Here is a 17,623-nt window from a genome sequence, read left to right on the forward strand (position 1 = left end):
GGCGCTCACGCCGCGGTCTCCAGATCCAGCAGCAGATGCTTGGCCTCGGCCCCGCCGACGTATCCGCCCAAGCTGCCATCGGCGCGCAACACCCGATGGCACGGCACGACCACCGGCAGCGGATTGGTCGCACATGCCGTGCCGACCGCCCGCACCGCCTTGGGGTTGCCGACCAATTGGGCGACCTCGCCGTAGCTGCGGGTCTGCCCGTACCCGATCTCGGGCAGATGCCGCTGCACGATCTGCCGGAACCCGTGCGAGAGCGAAAGATCCAGCGGCAGATCGAAAGTCGTGCGCCGCCGGGCGAAGTACTCATCGAGCTCACGTACGGCGTCGTCGAGGCGTCCCGGTGCCCGCAGGATCCGAGGGCTGACCTTGTGGGCGAGGGTCTCGAGCACGCCGTCGTGGCCCTCCCTGGCATAGGCCACCCGAATCAGGCCCCGCGGTGTGGCGGCCAACAGCAATTGCCCGACCGGGGTGTCCATGGTCGTGTAGGCGACGTCGATCAGCTCGGCCTGCTCGGCCTTGCGCTCGAGCAGTCGGTGCAGCCGACCCATCGTGTCCTCGTCCACGGAGGCGGACAGAGCGGCGAGCACGTCATCGTCGTGGTGCAGCTCGTTCATCGTGTCGCTCCTTTCAATGTCGCGTCCGGATAGGTTTTGCGCAGGTTCTTCACACCGTCGGCCGCGGCGCGGCGCGCGGCGTCGGTGCTGCCGCCGAGGATCTGCGCGATCTCGGTGTAGGGCAGTCCGGCCACGTAGTGGTAGGCGATGGCTTGGCGTTGTTTGTCCGGCAGCGCTGCCACGGCTGCCCAGATTCCGGCATCGTCGGCTCCGACGATGCCGTTGCCGATCGGTTCCTCGGGCATCTGCTCGACCGGCAGTGGGTTGCGTGTTGCAGCGCGGACCGCGTCAATTGCTTTGCGATGTGCGATCGTCACCAGCCACGCTTCGATATTCGCGGTCTCCGGAAGGTCCGGGTACGCGCGCATCGCGGCCAGAAATGTTTCCGACCAGGCGTCCTCGGCATCGTGCGCACCGAGGACGACCCGGCAGACCCGCAGCACGGTGGGCCCGTATTCGGTCACTACCGCCTCGAACGGTGGCTTCACGCTCAGAACAGCCTTCCCGCGCTGACCGTCGCCGGCTCCTCGAGCTCGAGCAGCGCGCGCTTGCGCTTCAGCCCGCCCGCGTATCCGGTCAGCGATCCGTTCGCCCCGATCACCCGGTGGCACGGGATGAAGATACACAGCGGATTGGCTCCCACGGCCTGCCCGACCAGGTACGCCGTGGATCGGTCACCGAGCTGTTCGGCGATCTGCCCGTAGGTGATGGTCGCACCGAACGCAATCGCGGCGACCTGCTCCCACACCTTCCGCTGGAAGTCATTGCCGGACGGGTTCATCGGCAGATCGAAGTCACGTCGCTGCCCGAGCAGATACTCGAACAGCTGCCCGGCGGCTTCACCCAGGACAGGATCATCGGCGAAGGACAGCTCCGGCCCGAACAGCTCCTGGGCCGGTCGCCGGATGTGATGCCGGAAATACACTCCGGTGACAGCTTCATCGGTCGCCACGATCGTGACAGGGCCGAGCATGGCGGTATCGATCACCGCGTGCCGAGTAGTCATTCGCATCCCCTTCTCTCGTTCTCACCCTGTAGACGTTCGGCGGGCACAGAACGTGAGATCGGATCTCGAGACCTTCATCGGGTGCGCGGGAGCACCACGCCCGGCGGCTGCGAGACGGTACCGGACATGGTTCCTCCGATTAGCGGACGACCGCGGTGGGAACACTGCCGGTGAATCCGGACCACAGGGCTCAGTGCCAATCGGATCATGACTTGTGGAGGTTGCCATGGTCTTCGCGGCGTTGCCGTCGGCTTGCGGTGCGGCTCTTGCCGAATCGTTGAAGCGGCCGAGTCCAGCGAAAGTCACTTCAGCCAGCTTCTCAGCGGTGCCCGGGCGGGTTCGGCTGATGGGTTTGCTTCGTCGAACTCCGAGCACGTAGACGCGCCAGGGTGGCAGGTGTGCTGGCGTTCCGAGATCGCACAGCACGCACACCGGATCTCCACATTCCGGCGCTAGATTGGCGGCTGTGAATCGAACGGGGCTGGTGTCGGCCGCCGAGATGGCGCACTCGGTGATCCGAGTTGGGCTGTCGCTGGCCATGATTGGCTTCGGGATGGTGAAAGTCATTCCGACGCAGTTCATTGTCTTCACGCTGCCCGGGGAGATGTTGGTATCACTGGGTGAATCCTCGCCCTCGGGGATGCTGTGGAAGTTCATGGCGACATCGACGCCCTATACGGTCATCGCGGGCACGGTGGAGGTGATCGGCGGGCTGCTGCTGATCTTCCGGCGCACCGTATTGCTCGGCGCGCTGGTGTGCATGGTGGCGCTGATCCAGGTGAGCACGTTCAATATCGCCTATCACGTACCCGTGCTCGCCTCGCCACTGATCATGCTGGGCATGGCGTTGGTGGTGTCGATGCCCTGGTGGTCACGGCTGATCGATGTGCTGTTCCGGAATCGGGACTCGGCGGCGCTACCTCGGCCCCGCGGCGATCGGCGAATTCGGCTGGCGGGCGACATCGCTCACACAGCGGCTGCGGTCCTCGTCATTGTGTTCATGGGGGCCAACGGCATTCGGACCTATCACAGCTACACCGAACGCCTCTCGTCTCTCGACGGCGTATGGGCGGTGGACGAGTTTCGTGGCGACGGACTCCGCTGGGTACGGGTGGCGATCGATGACCGCCCTGCGTCGCGCCGCCTGGTTCTCATCCGCGAGAACGGTGAGCTGACCGCGCAGGATGTGACCGTGGCGGAAGCGGTACTGCACGTTGGTGAATGGACGCTGCGATATACGCAGCAGTCCGACGCACGGCTGCACCTCACCGGCGATTTCGACGGAACCTCGCTGGATACGACCCTACGCCGCATCCCACTGCACACCGAATCGCGCGATTTCCGCTGAGCCACGACGCACCGACGGCGCGGGCACAGTGCTTCTGTCGCCGAAGACAATCCCGAGCCCGGGATTTCTCCATTCGGTACAGTGACTCAGACACCGGTGCTCATCGATACTGATGGCTCGGTCGAAGGGTTTCCGGTTTTCCGGCGTTGTAAGGGGATATCAAGGTGCGCAACATGTTTCGTGATCCGGGCATTGCCGATGGTGAGTTGTCCCGATACGTGGTGACGGTGGGTGATGATCCGGCCGAGTATCAGGTGACCGCGCTGGTCGAGCATCAGGGCGAGACGGGTTACCGCACGGATCTGACCGTGGAGATGCCGGACGATTTCAGCATGCGGGTCGCGCAGGTCTTCGATCGCACCGGCGGTCGACTGTCGACGGTCAGCTATTCGGCCGAGAGCAGACTAGGGGAGACCGTGGTCAGCCGGGAGGAGGGCAATTTCGTCGGCACCTCGCATCTACAATTCGGCGGCAAGGTCGAGCCCTTCCCGAGCCCCCTCACCTCGCTGCTCGGCGGTGCGACAACCTTCCGAGGACTCGATTTCACCAAGGGCGCCAAAGCAACCATCAGCCTCTGGCTCGCCTACTCGATCCACTGGCCGGTCGAGATCAAGGTCGAAAAGCGCACCACCGTCGACATCCCCGCCGGCCGATTCGACGCCTGGCAGGTGAAGGCCAAGCCCAGCTTCGCCCACATCAACGGCCTGCTGGACAAGGTGATTCACGGCATCCTCCCCGCCTTCACCCTCCATTTCGAGGCCGCCGCCCCACATCGCATGCTGCGCTTCAGCTTTCCCACCGGCCCGTTGCCCTGGGACCCCAAGGGCCTGGTTCAGCTCGCCGAGGCGTAGCGGAGTCCCGAGTTCGGTGGCCACCCGCTCGAGTCATTCACCGTGCTCTTGGTCACCGGTGCCCAGTTCGAATGGGCCCGGCGCATAGCGGAAGTCGTCCTGGTCCTCGGCCGTCGCGGTAATGATGGTTCCCGTTGTCATTGGTCTGATGCCGCTTCGGACGGGGTAATAGCAAATTCGCATGTGGCACAGTGCGTTTCAGTGCTCCGGCACCTCCCTCAGTGGGGAATCCCACATTCGCGAGGGTATGGAAAGTGTGTCACCGTGGGTTCGACAAGTGAGAGCGGCAGAGCAGCCGGGAGATCGACTCCGGAGGGAGTTCTCATGTCGATGGCAGTGATTGTGGCACTAGGGATTCTGATGCCGGTCATGGGTGTGGCCGCCGCCTACATCACGGTGGCCGCCACCTACTGGTGGGAGACGCGGCGTGCCCGCACTTCTCGCAGGGCTGCGGGTGGCCGTGCGCGGGTCGCGGGTCTGGCTCCGTCGTGGCGAATCCGATTGACGTAGAACGGAACTTTGAATCGGCAAACTGCGGCTGAGTACCGATACCCACAGCTGGTTCAGTGGTCGTGCGCCCTGTCGGTGTCGGAGGGGGTGGCAGCGGTCGACCGAGGATTGTTCCGCATCAGCACCGTGGTGCCGACCCGGGCGGGAGACGCGGCGTACTCGCGCTGCGCGCAAATCCCGCTATCGCTGCTCGACCCAGCGGAAACCTACGATCCCTAGGCTCTGCCTTAGGATGTGTAGGAGGAGGTTGGATGTCACCCAGGGCCGGTTTGACCAGGGAACGAGTTGTCGCTGCGGCGGCCGAGTTGGCCGATGAGATCGGGTTCGACAAGCTCACGCTGTCGGCGCTCGCCCGGCGGGTGGGGGTGAAGGATCCCAGCCTGTACGTGCATGTGCGGAACCTGCACGATTTGCGGGTGCGGGTGGCGTTGCTGGCCAGTGCGGAGTTGAACGATCGGATCGGGGCCGCCGTTGCCGGGCGATCCGGTAAGGATGCGCTGGTGGCGTTCGCGAACGCGTATCGGGGGTACGTGCTCGAGTATCCGGAACGGTATGCGGCGACGCAGATTCGGATGGATCCGGCCGAGATCGCCGGTGAGCCCGCGTTGGTGCGGAGCATCGAGTTGACCACGGCGGTATTGCGCGGGTACGGGCTCGGTGAGTCCGAGGGGTTGGACGCGGGTCGCTTGCTGCGCAGCACTTTTCACGGTTTCGCCACCCTCGAGGCCGGTGGCGGATTCGCGCATTCGCGCGGCACCGATGAGTCCTGGACGCGGATTCTGGACGCGCTGCACACCGCGCTGTCGGAGTGGCCCGCCTACTGAGCGGGGCTGTGCGCGCCCAGCAGTTGGGTTGCGACAGTCGTGGTGTGACGCACGAACGCGTCGCGGTCGGTGCCCAGATTGCCCTCCGTCCATTCCACGAATAGCGAGATCAGGGCGCCGAACAGGGCCGAGAAACGCATGCGGACCTCGGGGTCGTCGGGGGATCCGGGGAACAGGTGACCCAGCGCGGCCGTGGTGAGGGCGGGAATCGTCTCGCGTACGTGGCGGCGCAGGCGCATATCGGCGACGGGTTCGACCAGCAGAATCCGGCACAGCCGCGGGTCGGCCTCCATCGCCCGCGCGGCGGCGTCGACGATCGCGGGCAGATCCTGTGCCGCGACCGCGCTCGCCACCGCCTGCTCCAATTCCGATAACGCCGCGGCATAGATTGCGTGCAGCAGCTCGTCGGTGTCGGTGAAGCTCTCGTAGAAGAACTTCTGACTCAGCCCGGCTTCCCGGCAGACCGCTCGCATGCCGAGTGCGGCAACACCTTCCGTGCCCACCACGCTCACACCCGCGGCGATCAGCTGTGCGCGCCGGTCGGCGACGCGGTCGGTGGCGGTGCGCCCGCCGTAGCTCCTTGACACACCTGGAATCTATCAGGAACCATCTGCTTCAGAAAGCAGCTGGTTCCAGATGGAGATGCGATGTTCACCGATGCACAATTCCAGCGGGCGCTCGGGCAATCGCGCCTGGCACAACCGATTCCATCGATCCTGACCAATCGCGCGGTACCGGTCCCGGTGCTCGACGAGAACGCGCTCACGGCCATGACCACGACCTGGTTCGCCGAATACGAGCAGAAGATCGACTGGTATGCCGCGCACGGCTTCGATATCGCCTGGACGCTCGACTGGGCCAAGAAGTATTGGTGGAGTTGGCAGGCGCGGGATATGAGCTACAACCACGAGCTCTACACCGCCGATCTGAAGTACAAGGACGTCACGACCTTGGGTGCGACCATGGTCGGGCTCGACGAGTTCGTCACCTACAACTTCGCGTTCTTCGATGCGATCCCGGATTGGCGCTACGATCCGATTCCCGGACAGTCCTACGTCGACATCAGCCCCGACGGTGAGGTCCGCATGGTCGTAAGATATTACGGCAGTGGGCATTTGGCCGGACCGTTGAAACTGCATCCCTACGGCGACGACGCGGTGGCCCTGCCCGGAAATGGCGCTTTCGTCCAGTGCACCGCGGTCGACCGATACCACTTCAATACCGATCACCTGATGTACGAGGGTGAGACCCTCTACGACCTCATCGACGCCGTGCAGACGGCCGGTCTGCTACCCGGCCCGGCGACAAGGAAATTCGCCTGGCTCATGCGCGGCGCGGGACTGGCCACTCGCGTCGCGACCACGCTCGGCCGCCGCTGAAACCCCGCTCAGGACCTCGGATCGATCGGGGTCTCGGGCCGGAACGCCGCTTCGATATGCGCCCCGGCGGCCAGTGCCCGGCGTTCGGCGAACGGTGCGGTGATGAGCTGCACCCCGATCGGAAGGCCCTCGCTCGATAGCGCCGCCGGGACCGTAACCGCTGGCAGCGCAAGGTAATTCGCGGCGACGGTGAGGCGCTGAGCGTCGTACATCGTGGCCACCGCCGTGGTCCCGCCCAGGTCGTATCCGACCGGCCACGGCAGTTGCCCCGATACCGGCCCCAGCACGATCGGATACTCGTGCAGGAACAGTGACCACGCCGCGCGCACGCGCAGCCGCTCACCGAGTTCGGAAATGTATCCCGCGAGATCGAGCGGCGGGAACAGTTCGAGCGCCGCACCGAGGAACGCGTTGAGCCCGGCACTGCCGACCTGGCGCATGAAGTCCAGTCGCTGGGGCAGCAATTCGGTGGAGACCAATCGCCCGTAGGAGGTCGTGGCTTCGATCAGCTGCGGCGGGGTCTGCTCGGTGACTGGATGCCCGGCATCGGCGAGCGCGTCGGCGGCGCGCCGGACCGCATCGCGGACCTGGGGATCGAGGCTGCCCGCTCCGCCGTCGAAGGTGACCGCGACCGCGGGTGGTGTGCCATCGGGGGAGTCGAGCACGGGAATCCAAGAGGGATCGCGAGGATCATCGGCGAGCAACAGTTCGAAGACCAACGCGAGATCGCGCACCGATCGAGCCAAAGGCCCTGGCGCGGCGAACAATTGATTCGTCGGCGTCGGAGCGGGCCCGGGCAGGCTGGACGCCACCGCGACCCGCCCCGGGGTGACGCGCAGCGAGGCGACACCGGTGAACGCCGCCGGTACCCTGAGCGATCCGCCGAAATCGGTGCCCAGTCCCAGCGGGGTCATCCCCGTCGCGACCGCCACCGCATCACCGCCGCTGGAACCGCCGGGGCTGTGAGAAGCGTTCCAAGGGTTGAGGGTTGGACCGTTGGCGTCATTGTCGGTATGCCAGCGCGTGGCGAAGTCCGGCATATTGCCGCGGGCGATCGGAATCGCGCCCGCCCGCCGCAGCGCGGCGACGGCCGGGGCATCCTGCGCGGCCACCGCGCCCGCGAATGCCCCGACGCCCCAACTGGTCGCGCCACCGGCGACATCGAGATTGTTCTTCACGGTGAACGGAACCCCGGCCAGCGGCCCGCGCGGCCCGTCCCCGCGATCGATCGCGGCCGCCGCGCCGAGCGCGGTATCGGCCAGCACCGAGGTGGTGGCGTGGACGACCGGATCGATATCGGCGATGCGGCGCAGGTGCGCGGACACCACCTCGGTGGCACTCACGTCGCCGGAGGCGATCATGCCTGCCAGGGTTTGCGCGTCTTGGGTCCACAATGCGGTGGACCGAGTGGTCGTCACTACTGACTCCTGGATGGTGGGCGAGTATGTTCACCCAAACCTTCGGTCGTGCAACGGCACTCGATCAACAGGTGTTCGGTCAACGCTTCATCAGCGTGACTAAACCTTGCGGAGATCGAGTGGCGGGCCCGGTCCCGATATTGGCGCATCGGGTCCCCGGGCGCGGCACCTGCACCGGCATACGGTTCGAATCATGTCGTACGAACAGCATCCCGAAATCAATCATCGAGCCGTGGCCGCAGCCGCCGAAGATGCCGCGGCGGTCGTCGCCGAATTGCGTGATCGGGCCGAAATCGCCGACGCCCTGTACCGTTTCGCGCTCGGTCAGGATCTGAAGAACAAGGAGCTGTTCGCCTCGGCGTTCACCGTCGACGCCGAACTGGATTTCCGGCCCGCGGCCGCGAAATGGGGAGCGAACCCGCCCGTCATGACCGGGCGGGACGCCATCGTCAGCACCATCCTCGCGATGTTCACCGGGCGTGTGGACACCACCCACCAGGTCACCAATGTGCGGGTACGAGTTGAGGGCGACACCGCTTATATGACCGCCCTGGTCGAGGCCCAGCACCTGCTCACCGCCGCACCGGAAACCCGTGCGCTGCTCAAGAATCCCTACATTCTCGAACTACGGCGCGACGGCGAGCGCTGGCTCATCCACCGAATGCGCATCGAAAACACTTGGTACACAGGTGATCCGACCGCGATATTCGGCTGATCGCCGCTATTGCCTTGCCCGGGCGTTGATCTCGCGCGGCTTGAGCACCCGGGTCTCCGCGCCGGACTCCGCGACCGAGATCATCGCACGCCCGATCTCCCGATTGTCATTGACCGCGTTCGGTGCCAGCCGTTTGAACAGCGGGATCAACGGCCCGGTCACCGCGTAGGCGGCGCGATACAGCGGGGTCTTGGAGACCACGCCGTCCATCGGCTGCACGAATCCGGGCCGGAACATATACCCCTGGAACGGAAGTGCGAGCAGATCGTTCTCGGTCTTACCTTTGACCCGCCCCCACATCGACCGCCCCTGCTCGGTGCTGTCGGTGCCCTGCCCGGAAACGTAGATGAACGTCATCTTCGGATTCGCCGCCGCCAGCGTATTCGCCACGCGCAGCGTCAGGTCATAGGTGATCCGCCGATAGTCCTGCTCCTTCATGCCGACCGAGGACACCCCGAGGCAGAAGAAACAGGCGTCGAATTCCGCCAACTCCCCGGCGATCTCCGACAGGTCGGACGGATCGGCCTGAATCAACTCCCGCAGCTTGGGATTCTCGATCCCCAGCGAACTGCGCCCGAGGGCCAGCACCTGCCCAACCCGATCATCGCGCAGGCACTCCGCGAGCACCCCCTGACCGATCATCCCGGTCGCACCGAACAGAATTACCTTCATGCCGGAATCCTGCCTCATCGGCAGCGGAATGGCGGGGACCCAACGCCCTGCGACCGGCCCTTCCCGAGCCCGAAGTGACGTGCGATCACCGCGGCTGCCACCGCGAGCAGGTACCTCAGTTGGCGTGATTCCTGGTGAATTCCTCGATGAGCACGGGGTATTGCTCGCCGCCGTGGCCTGCGGCGATCGCACGATCGGCCATCGCTTTGATCAGCTTCGGGAGTTCGGTGTTCACCCCGAGTAGCTCGCTCTCCTGCACCATGTGTTCCATTGCGCGAGCTTCGGTTTCGAGTGGGGCCACGGTCACGGAGTAGTCGCCCTGATCGATCTGCGCGGCATAGCCGGGGAGCCATTCGGCGACACCGGCTGCGATCTGCCGGGCGAAGGGGGCGAAGGTGGTGGCGTCCACACCGGCGGTGCGGAGCATGACGGTGCCCTGCAACCAGGCATTGAGGACGCTCCACATCATGGTCAGTCCGGCCACGTCGTAGAGCGAAGCAAGTCCGGGGTCCGCGCCCAGATATGTGTTGACGCCCAGTGTTTCGAGCGGCTGCTGGTGGGCGTCGAAGACCGGTTGTGGTCCGCTGAGCAGGATGGTCGCCTCGGCGGTGCCGATCGTGGACGGGATGGCCATGATCGCGCCGTCCAGGTAGCGCGCACCGCGTTGCTCAGCCCAGAGCGCGGCGTCGCGGGACTGGGTCGAGTTCCCGGAGGTGAGGTTGACCAGTGTCGTATCGGTCAGGTCGATTTCGGGATCGTCGAGCAGCTCACGCACCGCGCGGTAGTCGGTGAGACAGATGATCGTCACGGCACCGGCCGCGATCGCCTTGCCGACCGAGGATGCGACCGTCGCACCCTCGCCGACGAGCTGTTCGGCCTTGGCGGGTGTGCGATTCCATACGGTGGTGCGATGCCCGGCGGCAAGGAAAGCGCTGGCCAGCGCCCGGCCCATCAGGCCGAGACCGAGGACTGTCACGGGGGTTTCGTTATTGCTCATGGCACCATGGTCAACGTTGATACCAGTGTGAAGGTCAAGTGAGAATTCGATGCTTATCGGTGAATTGAGTCGGCGCACCGGGGTGAACGCGCATCAGCTGCGGTATTACGAGTCGCAAGGACTGCTGGAGGCCGGGCGCAGCGCCAACGGCTACCGCGACTACGACGAAACCGCGGTGCTTCGGGTCAAACAGATCAGGCATCTGCTCGGGGCGGGCCTGTCCTCCGAGGACATCGCCTACGTGCTGCCGTGTGCGGTCGGCGAAGTCCCCGAGCTGGCCGGCTGCCCGGAACTGGTGTCCGCCATGCGATCCCGGATGCAACGCATCGACGATCAGATCGCGGCCCTCGCGAAATCGCGTGCGGCCCTGTCCGATTACATCGATGCCGCCGAACAGACGGGTGCGGACACGTATCCGCCGTTCGATGGCGATGTGGATCGCGTACCCGCATAGTTCGTCTCGGGCCTGCCTGCTCTCATGACTCGTGCCTAGGCCGAGGTGGACGCGGACGAAAGGTCGTGCCGTCGTACGTGTTCGAGGATTCGGGGAATGACCCGCTCGGGTATCTGGTCGAGTACGCCGTGGCCCATTCCTGGGTAGATCTCGGTATCGGCGTGCGGGACGAGGCTGGTGATTCGCCGTACGGCCGCGATCGGATCGCATGCGACCGAGTCGCCTCCGAAGATGGCCAGCATCGGCGTCGGGAATGACCGCAGTTCAGCGTCTTTGAGCACGCGTGCCCAGCCGAGCCGGGTGCGATAGCCGAGAGAGGCTTTCGCGCAATCGAATTGGGCCCGGCTCATGGTGACGCCGGGGGTGATCCAGGCGTTCATTTTGCGCCAGTCCTCCTCGGACGGGTGCATTCCGAAGCGCAGGATCTTGAACAGCACGCTCCATTTCATCTTGGTGATCACGCCATTCGGCTCGATCAGAGTCACGCTCGCCACTCGTTGTGGCAGTCGCAGTCCCACGATCGAGGCATGCCAGGCCCCTTGTGACAGACCGACCACATGCGCACGGTCGATCCCGAGACCGGTCAAAGCCTCGCCGAACCAGCCCGCTAAATCCGCCTCACCACCAATCGGCGCGGTCTGCACGCTCTTCCCCGCCGTCCCGATCGTGTCCAACGCGTACACGACACGGTCATCCGCAAGATCCTTCGCGACGAAGTCCCAGTACAGGCCGTTCCCGCCGAACGGATGCAACAGCACGATCGGTGTGCACGCGCCCTTTCCGAACCGGCGCACATGAGTGGTACCGAAAGACGTTGGGATTTCCCGGGTTTCCGCCTCCAGCGCGGACTGCGCCGCCAGCGCGTCGTAGGCGGCGAGGAAGTCCGTTCGTGCCCGCTCGTTCTTGAATTGCCCAACCTTGGCCATGGCCGCCCCTCCATCATCGTTGATGATATGACCGTACCACATAAATGATATGTACGTACCATTACAATGGCGGTCGACCTATACGGGACGAACGCGGGATGCCTGCGCGCCTATCGTGAGGTATGGGATTCCCCAAGGGATTTCGAGAGTTCGACGTCGGCACCACGGCCGGGACTATCCACGGCGTGATCGGGGGCCAGGGGCCGCCGTTGCTTCTGCTGCACGGGTTTCCGCAGACGCACCTGATGTGGGCGGCGGTCGCAGCCCAGCTCGCCTCGGGGCACACGGTTGTCGCGACAGACCTGCGCGGCTACGGCGGCAGTAGTGCCCCGTCGCCCTCTGTTGCGGACTACTCGATGCGTGGCTTAGCCCTCGACCAGACAGAGGTCATGACCGCACTGGGATTCGACCGATTCGATGTGGCGGGGCACGATCGCGGAGCGCGGTGCGCCTATCGAATGGCGATCGACCATCCCGAGCGAGTGCGTCGGCTCGCCGTGCTCGATATCGTGCCGACCGCCGAGGCTTTCGATCGTGCCGATCACCGCTTCGCGCTCGGCTTCTGGGTCTGGAGTTTCCTGGCCGCTCCCGCACCGGTACCGGAGAATCTGATTCTCGCCGGTGCGGACGGATTCATCGATCACGTGCTGGACGCGTGGGCGGACCCCGGCTTCGAGTTCGACGAGGACGATAGACGCGCCTATCGACGGCAATTCCACGATCGGTCCCAGGTGCAGGCGATCTGTGCGCAGTATCGCTGCGCTGCCACGATCGACGCCGACGTCGACAGGATCGATGGCCCTCGAAGGCCGATCAGCTGTCCCACCCTGGTGCTGTGGAGCGCTTCGGGTGCGCTCGCGCAATGGTATGAGCCGCTGGAGATCTGGCGCCGGTGGTGCACGCATGTGGAGGGCGAGGCGATGTGCGCGGGACACTTCCTGGCCGAGGAAGCCCCCGACCTCGTCTCCCGCAGATTCCTCGAGTTCTTCTGCTGACTCGCGGTTGCAGGCAGCTGTCGCTGCCAGGTCGGCAAATCGCGCTCCAAACCGGAGATGAGCCGGTGTCGAAATCGAAGAGTGCATAGAGTCGACCACCCACGTCCGTCCGGTCACGTGCTGGTGCTGCCCGGCGGGCAGGAGCGCAGTCGTGCCCGGGTTCGTCCCTGGCAACTCGCCCAGGTGCGCGCCGCACTACTGGCTCGCAGCCTGCGCCGGCGGCTCGGCCCCGACTACATGGTCGAACAGGTGCGCTATCGCCACCGCGGCTGGAACGCACCGGATTTGGACCCGGTCGCCGACGGCGCACGGGCGGTACGCGCGTCAGGCTCACAGGCGGGCCCGATCATCCTGGTCGGACACTCCATGGGTGCGCGGGTCGCCGCACACCTGGCCGCCGCGCACGACATCACTGGCATCGTCGCCCTCGCGCCGTGGTGGCCGGACGAGGACGCCGACCTGATCCCGCCGACCTGCCGAGTTCGCGTGCTGCACGGTGTCGCTGACAGTTGGACCGATGCGGAAGCCTCACGTCGCCAGACCGTGCGCGCTCGCGGTCGTGGCGTGGACGCGCAGTGGTCCGGGCTCTCCCGCACAGGTCATTTCATGCTGCGCAAGTTCTCCGTATGGCACAGTGTCGCAGCGCAGTTCGTGGTCGAGGTCGGTCCCTGCTCACCGAATTCCGGTGTTACCGGAGACGGCCACCGTGGACGGCGCGGCGGACAGCCGTGATTCGTTCGGATCGTTCCGCGCGATCGCGGCTCGGTGCTGATGCCGTGCAAGCGTTTTCATGCCCGCGGGTGCAGGCGAGCGCGTATCCGGTTGAGCAGTTCCCCGGTCCGCAACGGCGCGGGCAGATAGTCGCACGCGCCCGCGGCAATCGCCGCACCGACCACGGCGGGATCCGACTGCGCGCAGACGATGATGATCGGGATCCGAAGTGCGGTGTGCAGTCTTCGGCACGCCTCGAGCCCGCCCGGATCGGGCAGCGCCAGGCTCAGCACGATCAGGCTCGGACGCCACCACTGCGCGATCTCCATGCCCTGTTCGGCGTTCATCGCGTGCAGGGCGTCGTAGCCCGCGCCGGAGAGCGCGCCGACAATGGCTGCGGCACTTGGCTCATGGCACTCGAGGAGCAATATCCTCCCCAGCGCGGGACCCTCGTCCTGCGATGCGGGAATGAGCGGATGCGCTGCCCTGCGACCGCACAGCTGATGTGTATTCACGATCCCTACCCTTTCGGCCCCGACCCTGCCGTCGAAGCTCGAATCGACTTCCCGCCGACGATCTGCACCTCGCCGAAAAGTCGATACCCGAGCCATCTTTCGCACGCTAACGCCTCAGCTATTTATCGGCAATACGCAATCGGAAATTGGCCTCCGCGCGCTGGATCGCATCCATTTCGTGATCGAATCTACTGCGTATCATCGGAGTGTCGCTGCTGGGCGGAGCGCCGAACGCGTGCTGGGGGAGGCGCTTTCGGCCGCCGCGCGGCGGTTAATTCGCAGTACAAGTCCGCGTGCGCACCAATTCTGCTATCCACAGGCAATTTTCGGACATTAAGCCCGTGTGACCATCCGGTTCGGCGATGCCGCCAAGGCTCCAAGCCGAACGTGATCAACATCCTGTGGGGTGACGGCGAGCGTGGCCGATCGAGCGATGTTGCTTTGATCCGTCGAAAGAGGTTGCAGCGCAGCGCGTTTGATTCTCTTCGGGAGTTCGGGTGCAGACGACGGTTGTCGCAGAAATATTTCAGTTGCTTAAATATCTCGTTGATGAAATAGTTGGTTGCGACGATGAGCAGCGTGTTCTGGTCGTCGTGGATCAATAGCCCGAAGTTGTTCGGCACAAGCCGTACCCGATGGAGATGATCGCCATGCGTGAGGTGTTCGAGGCGCTGTTCCAGGCCATTCATATGCCCCTGGTCCAGCTCTATTACCTACTGGACAACGCGCTTCCGAGGTAGCGCTTTCAGGCGATAGGGCGGCCGGTGAATTCGGCCGCCCTATCGCCCGTAGATGTGGAGGAATTCGCTGTGGTATCCGGCGCGCTCATATCGCTGGCGGCAGCCCAGTTGGCTTGCGTTGCTTGGTTGCTCGTGAAGTCCGGTCGGCATGAGCCGATCGACAGGGCGCGCTGGCTCATCATTGTGGTGGGATGCGGGCTGGCCTACGACTCGGCCGTGTTCGGCGCCGGCGCGCTGCTCGGTGAGGGGACCACGCTCCGCGTGCTGAGCGTCCTGCGCTTCGTCGGTCATGTGATCCTGACCCCACTGCTGTTGGTCTGGGCCGGTGATCGAGTCTTCCGGGAGCGCGCGTGGTGGGTATGGCCCACGGTGGTGTGTCTTATGGCGTGGGGCGCGGTCACCGATCTGCTCCGGCTGAACCTGGTGCCTCGGACTTTCGCCGATACGCTCCGGTACACCCACCTGGTCTCCGCCGGTCCGCCGATTGCGGCATTGGCGGTCACCGTCGTCCTCTTGATCGCGGGCGTGCGGCTGTGGCGGCAGCGACGGTGGGTGTGGCTGCTGGCCGGAGTGATCGCGCTGACCGCGGCATCGGCTGTGGCCCCGGTTGTCCCACCGCTCGGTAACGCGGGTGAAGGTGCGTTGTTGATCGCGCTTGTTGCCACCGAAGTCTCGGTGGTGCGGCGCGCACTCGCGCGCGAACCCACCAGATCGGCGGATTCGCGCGCGATGTGATCACGCCTGGAGCGTCAGTGGCCGGTCAGCTTGTCCTTCACCGACTCGGCGGCTTCCTTGACCTTCTCGGCGGCGTCGTCGATGTGCTGCTTTACCGACGAGGACGTCTGATCGGCCTTACCCTCGGCCTTGAGGTCATCGTCGCCGGTGAGGCTGCCTGCGGCCTCCTTGGCGCGGCCCTTGAACTCCTCGGCCTTGTTATCTGCTGTGCTCATGGCGGGTCCTTCCTCTCGGTGGTGGCTCGCGAACGGCATCGGTGACGTCCTGATCCGAGCCATACCCGGGTTCGGTTGATTCACACGTTCGTCCCGGAATTGCCTCGGCAGGTCAGTGCGGTTGGAAGAATTCGAGCAGCCGGCGGCTGGCGTCCGGAGCCATCAGCATGTCCTGGAGCATTGCCGACTTGCGGGCGGCCGCTCCGGTGCGCTCGTACATCTCGGATTCGTATTCCTCGATGGCACAGGCGAAGTCGCCCTGATGTGTCGCTAGCGCGCGTCCGAGCACCGCACCGTCGAGCAGTGCCATGTTCGCGCCCTCGCCGACCGGCGGCATCAGATGCGCGGCATCGCCGATGAGCGTGATATCCGGCTTCGAAGGCCAGGTCAGGCCGATGGGGAGGGTGGAGATCGAGCGGGGCACGATCGTGTCGTCGGCGGCCGCGATCAGTCCGGTGAACCGGGGGTCCCAGCCGGGGAGCAGTTCGATCAGTCGTGCCCGGGCCGCCGCCGCATCGTCGAACGGCATCGCGCTGGTGGTGAACCAGTCCTCGGCGGTGTTGTAGAAGCTCACGCCGATACGGACGCGGCCGTCGCCATTGCGTTGTGCCGCAAGCGATATGCCGTCACCGAGCACCCAGTAGTTACCGCGCCCGACCATTGCCGCGAGCGTGGGATGGGTGCGATCGATATCGGAGATGCAGAGTTCGACGGCGTTCTGGCCGATATGGGTCGGGCGGGCGTCGGTGAGCAGTGCGCGGACTCGGGACTGAGCGCCGTCCGCGCCGACCAACAGGTCATAGTCGGAGGTGCGGCCGTCGGCGAAACGCAGCACCCCCTCGGCTGCGGAGTCGAACGCGTGGCCCCAGCGCACCGTGCCGTCCGGGAGCGAATCCAGCAGCAGGTCGCGCAGATCCGCGCGGTCGACCTCGGGCCGGGCGAGCGGGGCATCGTCGGGGTGTCCTCCTGGAGCAGCAGGGTGCCGTCGGGTTCGAGCAGGCGCATGTCCTGCCCTTCACCGCGCGCGATCGCGTGGAATTGCTCGATCAGCCCGGCCTCACGCAAAGCCTGCTGCCCGGAATGGATATCGAGCATGCCGCCTTGGCCGCGTGCCTCGCGCGAGTGTTCTCGTTCGTAGACGACGGCCTCGATGCCGTTCACGTGCAGTACGCGGGCCAGGGCCAACCCGCCCAATCCGGCTCCGGCAATGGCTATGGTCATGATTCCCTCCGATACACCGTATCTTCCAATACACTGTATCACGCAAGCCGATGTATCGTCAGCGGCATGTTGGTGTGGGAACGACCCGAGCCGCCGAATCGCCCGGTGCCCGCGCAATTGAGCCGGGAGCGGATCGTCGCGGCCGCGATCCAGCTGGCCGATGCCGATGGCCTCGCGGCGGTCTCGCTGCGCAAGGTCGCCGCGGTGCTCGATGTCGGGCCGATGCGGCTGTACGGCTATATCGCCACCAAGGAGGAGCTGCTCGACCTGATGGTCGATGCGGTCTTCGCCGAGATCCAGCCGGTCGGACAGGACTGGCGGCAGGTGCTGCGCTCGCTCGCCGAAACCACGCGGCGAGCCGCTCATCAGCATGAATGGCTTGCCGATTTGATCGGTGGGCGACCGCAACTCGGGCCGAACACCCTCGCGCGCGGTGAAGCGGTGGTGGCCGCCATGAGCGGTGTCGACCTCGACATCGTGATGCCGATCGTCGACGCGGTCAACGCCTACGTGATCGGTGCGGTGCGCCGCGAGATCACCGAGCGGCGCAGCGAACGGGCCAGCGGGATGGATAAACAGCAGTGGCAGGCGACCTACGGGCCGTATCTGGAACGCACCTTCGCGACCGGCCGGTTTCCGGCACTGTCGACGGTTATCCGCGATGCCGCGCACTTGGACGCCGACGAGACTTTCGGAATCGGTCTCGAATGTCTGCTCGACGGTATCCAGGCGCGCATCGCGCGATAGCGCGCTGTGATCCATTGCGGC

At 65.4% G+C, this 17,623-nt stretch carries 23 protein-coding genes and 1 pseudogene; 11 read left to right on the plus strand and 13 right to left on the minus strand.

What is annotated here, in order from left to right:
- Nucleotides 1-5 precede the first annotated feature (5 nt).
- The 3 genes from AB0L82_RS31560 to AB0L82_RS31570 are packed head-to-tail and all read right to left on the minus strand — an operon-like array spanning nt 6 to nt 1,629.
- Nucleotides 6-623 carry a methylated-DNA--[protein]-cysteine S-methyltransferase gene (locus AB0L82_RS31560; RefSeq protein ID WP_364644451.1) on the minus strand — a complete coding sequence of 206 codons (618 nt, stop codon included), beginning with the start codon at nt 621-623 and terminating at the stop codon, nt 6-8.
- Complete coding sequence (locus AB0L82_RS31565) at nt 620-1,117, minus strand: RNA polymerase sigma factor (RefSeq protein ID WP_364645163.1); 498 nt, start codon at nt 1,115-1,117, stop codon at nt 620-622. The genes AB0L82_RS31560 and AB0L82_RS31565 overlap by 4 nt, the downstream gene beginning before the upstream one ends.
- On the minus strand, nt 1,114-1,629 hold the full coding sequence (locus AB0L82_RS31570; protein ID WP_364644455.1) for a methylated-DNA--[protein]-cysteine S-methyltransferase: 516 nt from the start codon (nt 1,627-1,629) through the stop codon (nt 1,114-1,116). Before AB0L82_RS31570 ends, AB0L82_RS31565 begins: the two co-directional genes overlap by 4 nt.
- A gap of 466 nt (nt 1,630-2,095) precedes the next feature.
- On the opposite strand from AB0L82_RS31570, the gene AB0L82_RS31575 reads away from it, so the two are divergent.
- The 4 genes from AB0L82_RS31575 to AB0L82_RS31590 all read left to right on the plus strand — a co-directional run bounded on the left by AB0L82_RS31575 (nt 2,096) and on the right by AB0L82_RS31590 (nt 5,162).
- Entirely contained in the window at nt 2,096-2,977 is an 882-nt protein-coding gene (locus AB0L82_RS31575) for a hypothetical protein (RefSeq protein ID WP_364644458.1), read from the plus strand.
- 173 nt (nt 2,978-3,150) lie between these two features.
- Nucleotides 3,151-3,828, plus strand: a complete 678-nt coding sequence (locus AB0L82_RS31580; protein WP_364644461.1) for a hypothetical protein — start codon at nt 3,151-3,153, stop codon at nt 3,826-3,828.
- 324 nt (nt 3,829-4,152) lie between these two features.
- Complete coding sequence (locus AB0L82_RS31585) at nt 4,153-4,338, plus strand: hypothetical protein (protein WP_364644464.1); 186 nt, start codon at nt 4,153-4,155, stop codon at nt 4,336-4,338.
- 251 nt (nt 4,339-4,589) lie between these two features.
- Entirely contained in the window at nt 4,590-5,162 is a 573-nt protein-coding gene (locus AB0L82_RS31590) for a WHG domain-containing protein (RefSeq protein WP_364644467.1), read from the plus strand.
- Here the strand turns inward: AB0L82_RS31590 and AB0L82_RS31595 are convergent.
- A complete protein-coding gene (locus AB0L82_RS31595; RefSeq protein ID WP_364644470.1) occupies nt 5,156-5,749 on the minus strand; it encodes a TetR family transcriptional regulator in 594 nt (197 codons plus the stop codon). The genes AB0L82_RS31590 and AB0L82_RS31595 overlap by 7 nt on opposite strands.
- A gap of 60 nt (nt 5,750-5,809) precedes the next feature.
- On the opposite strand from AB0L82_RS31595, the gene AB0L82_RS31600 reads away from it, so the two are divergent.
- Nucleotides 5,810-6,541: a nuclear transport factor 2 family protein gene (locus AB0L82_RS31600; protein ID WP_364644473.1), complete on the plus strand. Its 732-nt coding sequence runs from the start codon at nt 5,810-5,812 to the stop codon at nt 6,539-6,541.
- Between the two features lie 8 nt (nt 6,542-6,549).
- Here AB0L82_RS31600 and AB0L82_RS31605 read toward each other — a convergent pair whose 3' ends face one another.
- Nucleotides 6,550-7,959 (minus strand): amidase family protein, encoded by a 1,410-nt coding sequence (locus AB0L82_RS31605; RefSeq protein ID WP_364644476.1) that lies wholly within the window; start codon nt 7,957-7,959, stop codon nt 6,550-6,552.
- A 193-nt stretch (nt 7,960-8,152) separates the two neighbouring features.
- On the opposite strand from AB0L82_RS31605, the gene AB0L82_RS31610 reads away from it, so the two are divergent.
- Complete coding sequence (locus tag AB0L82_RS31610) at nt 8,153-8,674, plus strand: nuclear transport factor 2 family protein (protein ID WP_364644479.1); 522 nt, start codon at nt 8,153-8,155, stop codon at nt 8,672-8,674.
- Nucleotides 8,675-8,680: 6 nt separating this feature from the next.
- On the opposite strand, the gene AB0L82_RS31615 is transcribed toward AB0L82_RS31610, so the two are convergent.
- On the minus strand, nt 8,681-9,346 hold the full coding sequence (locus tag AB0L82_RS31615; protein WP_364644482.1) for an NAD(P)H-binding protein: 666 nt from the start codon (nt 9,344-9,346) through the stop codon (nt 8,681-8,683).
- A gap of 115 nt (nt 9,347-9,461) precedes the next feature.
- Nucleotides 9,462-10,343 (minus strand): NAD(P)-binding domain-containing protein, encoded by an 882-nt coding sequence (locus tag AB0L82_RS31620; protein ID WP_364644485.1) that lies wholly within the window; start codon nt 10,341-10,343, stop codon nt 9,462-9,464.
- 49 nt (nt 10,344-10,392) lie between these two features.
- Here AB0L82_RS31620 and AB0L82_RS31625 point away from each other — a divergent pair, with 49 nt between their 5' ends.
- On the plus strand, nt 10,393-10,797 hold the full coding sequence (locus AB0L82_RS31625) for a MerR family transcriptional regulator (protein WP_364644488.1): 405 nt from the start codon (nt 10,393-10,395) through the stop codon (nt 10,795-10,797).
- A gap of 35 nt (nt 10,798-10,832) precedes the next feature.
- On the opposite strand, the gene AB0L82_RS31630 is transcribed toward AB0L82_RS31625, so the two are convergent.
- Nucleotides 10,833-11,723, minus strand: coding sequence for an alpha/beta fold hydrolase (locus tag AB0L82_RS31630; protein WP_364644492.1), 891 nt, complete (start codon nt 11,721-11,723; stop codon nt 10,833-10,835).
- Nucleotides 11,724-11,845: 122 nt separating this feature from the next.
- Between AB0L82_RS31630 and AB0L82_RS31635 the strand changes: the two genes are divergently transcribed.
- Together AB0L82_RS31635 and AB0L82_RS31640 are read left to right on the plus strand one after the other, a co-directional pair.
- A complete protein-coding gene (locus AB0L82_RS31635; RefSeq protein ID WP_364644495.1) occupies nt 11,846-12,718 on the plus strand; it encodes an alpha/beta hydrolase in 873 nt (290 codons plus the stop codon).
- Nucleotides 12,719-12,799: 81 nt separating this feature from the next.
- Nucleotides 12,800-13,450 carry an alpha/beta fold hydrolase gene (locus AB0L82_RS31640; protein ID WP_364644498.1) on the plus strand — a complete coding sequence of 217 codons (651 nt, stop codon included), beginning with the start codon at nt 12,800-12,802 and terminating at the stop codon, nt 13,448-13,450.
- 56 nt (nt 13,451-13,506) lie between these two features.
- On the opposite strand, the gene AB0L82_RS31645 is transcribed toward AB0L82_RS31640, so the two are convergent.
- A complete protein-coding gene (locus AB0L82_RS31645; protein ID WP_364644501.1) occupies nt 13,507-13,944 on the minus strand; it encodes a response regulator in 438 nt (145 codons plus the stop codon).
- Between the two features lie 188 nt (nt 13,945-14,132).
- Complete coding sequence (locus AB0L82_RS31650) at nt 14,133-14,633, minus strand: hypothetical protein (RefSeq protein WP_364644504.1); 501 nt, start codon at nt 14,631-14,633, stop codon at nt 14,133-14,135.
- 183 nt (nt 14,634-14,816) lie between these two features.
- Between AB0L82_RS31650 and AB0L82_RS31655 the strand changes: the two genes are divergently transcribed.
- Complete coding sequence (locus AB0L82_RS31655) at nt 14,817-15,419, plus strand: hypothetical protein (RefSeq protein ID WP_364644507.1); 603 nt, start codon at nt 14,817-14,819, stop codon at nt 15,417-15,419.
- A gap of 14 nt (nt 15,420-15,433) precedes the next feature.
- Here AB0L82_RS31655 and AB0L82_RS31660 read toward each other — a convergent pair whose 3' ends face one another.
- The 3 genes and pseudogenes from AB0L82_RS31660 to AB0L82_RS31670 all read right to left on the minus strand — a co-directional run.
- Entirely contained in the window at nt 15,434-15,634 is a 201-nt protein-coding gene (locus tag AB0L82_RS31660) for a CsbD family protein (RefSeq protein ID WP_364644510.1), read from the minus strand.
- 112 nt (nt 15,635-15,746) lie between these two features.
- Complete coding sequence (locus AB0L82_RS31665) at nt 15,747-16,508, minus strand: FAD-dependent monooxygenase (protein ID WP_364644513.1); 762 nt, start codon at nt 16,506-16,508, stop codon at nt 15,747-15,749.
- A gap of 209 nt (nt 16,509-16,717) precedes the next feature.
- A pseudogene (locus AB0L82_RS31670) lies at nt 16,718-16,855 on the minus strand (FAD-dependent monooxygenase); the annotation flags it as partial.
- Nucleotides 16,856-16,921: 66 nt separating this feature from the next.
- On the opposite strand from AB0L82_RS31670, the gene AB0L82_RS31675 reads away from it, so the two are divergent.
- Nucleotides 16,922-17,602, plus strand: coding sequence for a TetR/AcrR family transcriptional regulator C-terminal domain-containing protein (locus tag AB0L82_RS31675; protein ID WP_364644516.1), 681 nt, complete (start codon nt 16,922-16,924; stop codon nt 17,600-17,602).
- Nucleotides 17,603-17,623 lie beyond the last annotated feature (21 nt).

It is taken from the genome of Nocardia sp. NPDC052001 (assembly GCF_040680615.1).
In the GTDB taxonomy this organism is placed as follows: Bacteria; Actinomycetota; Actinomycetes; order Mycobacteriales; family Mycobacteriaceae; genus Nocardia.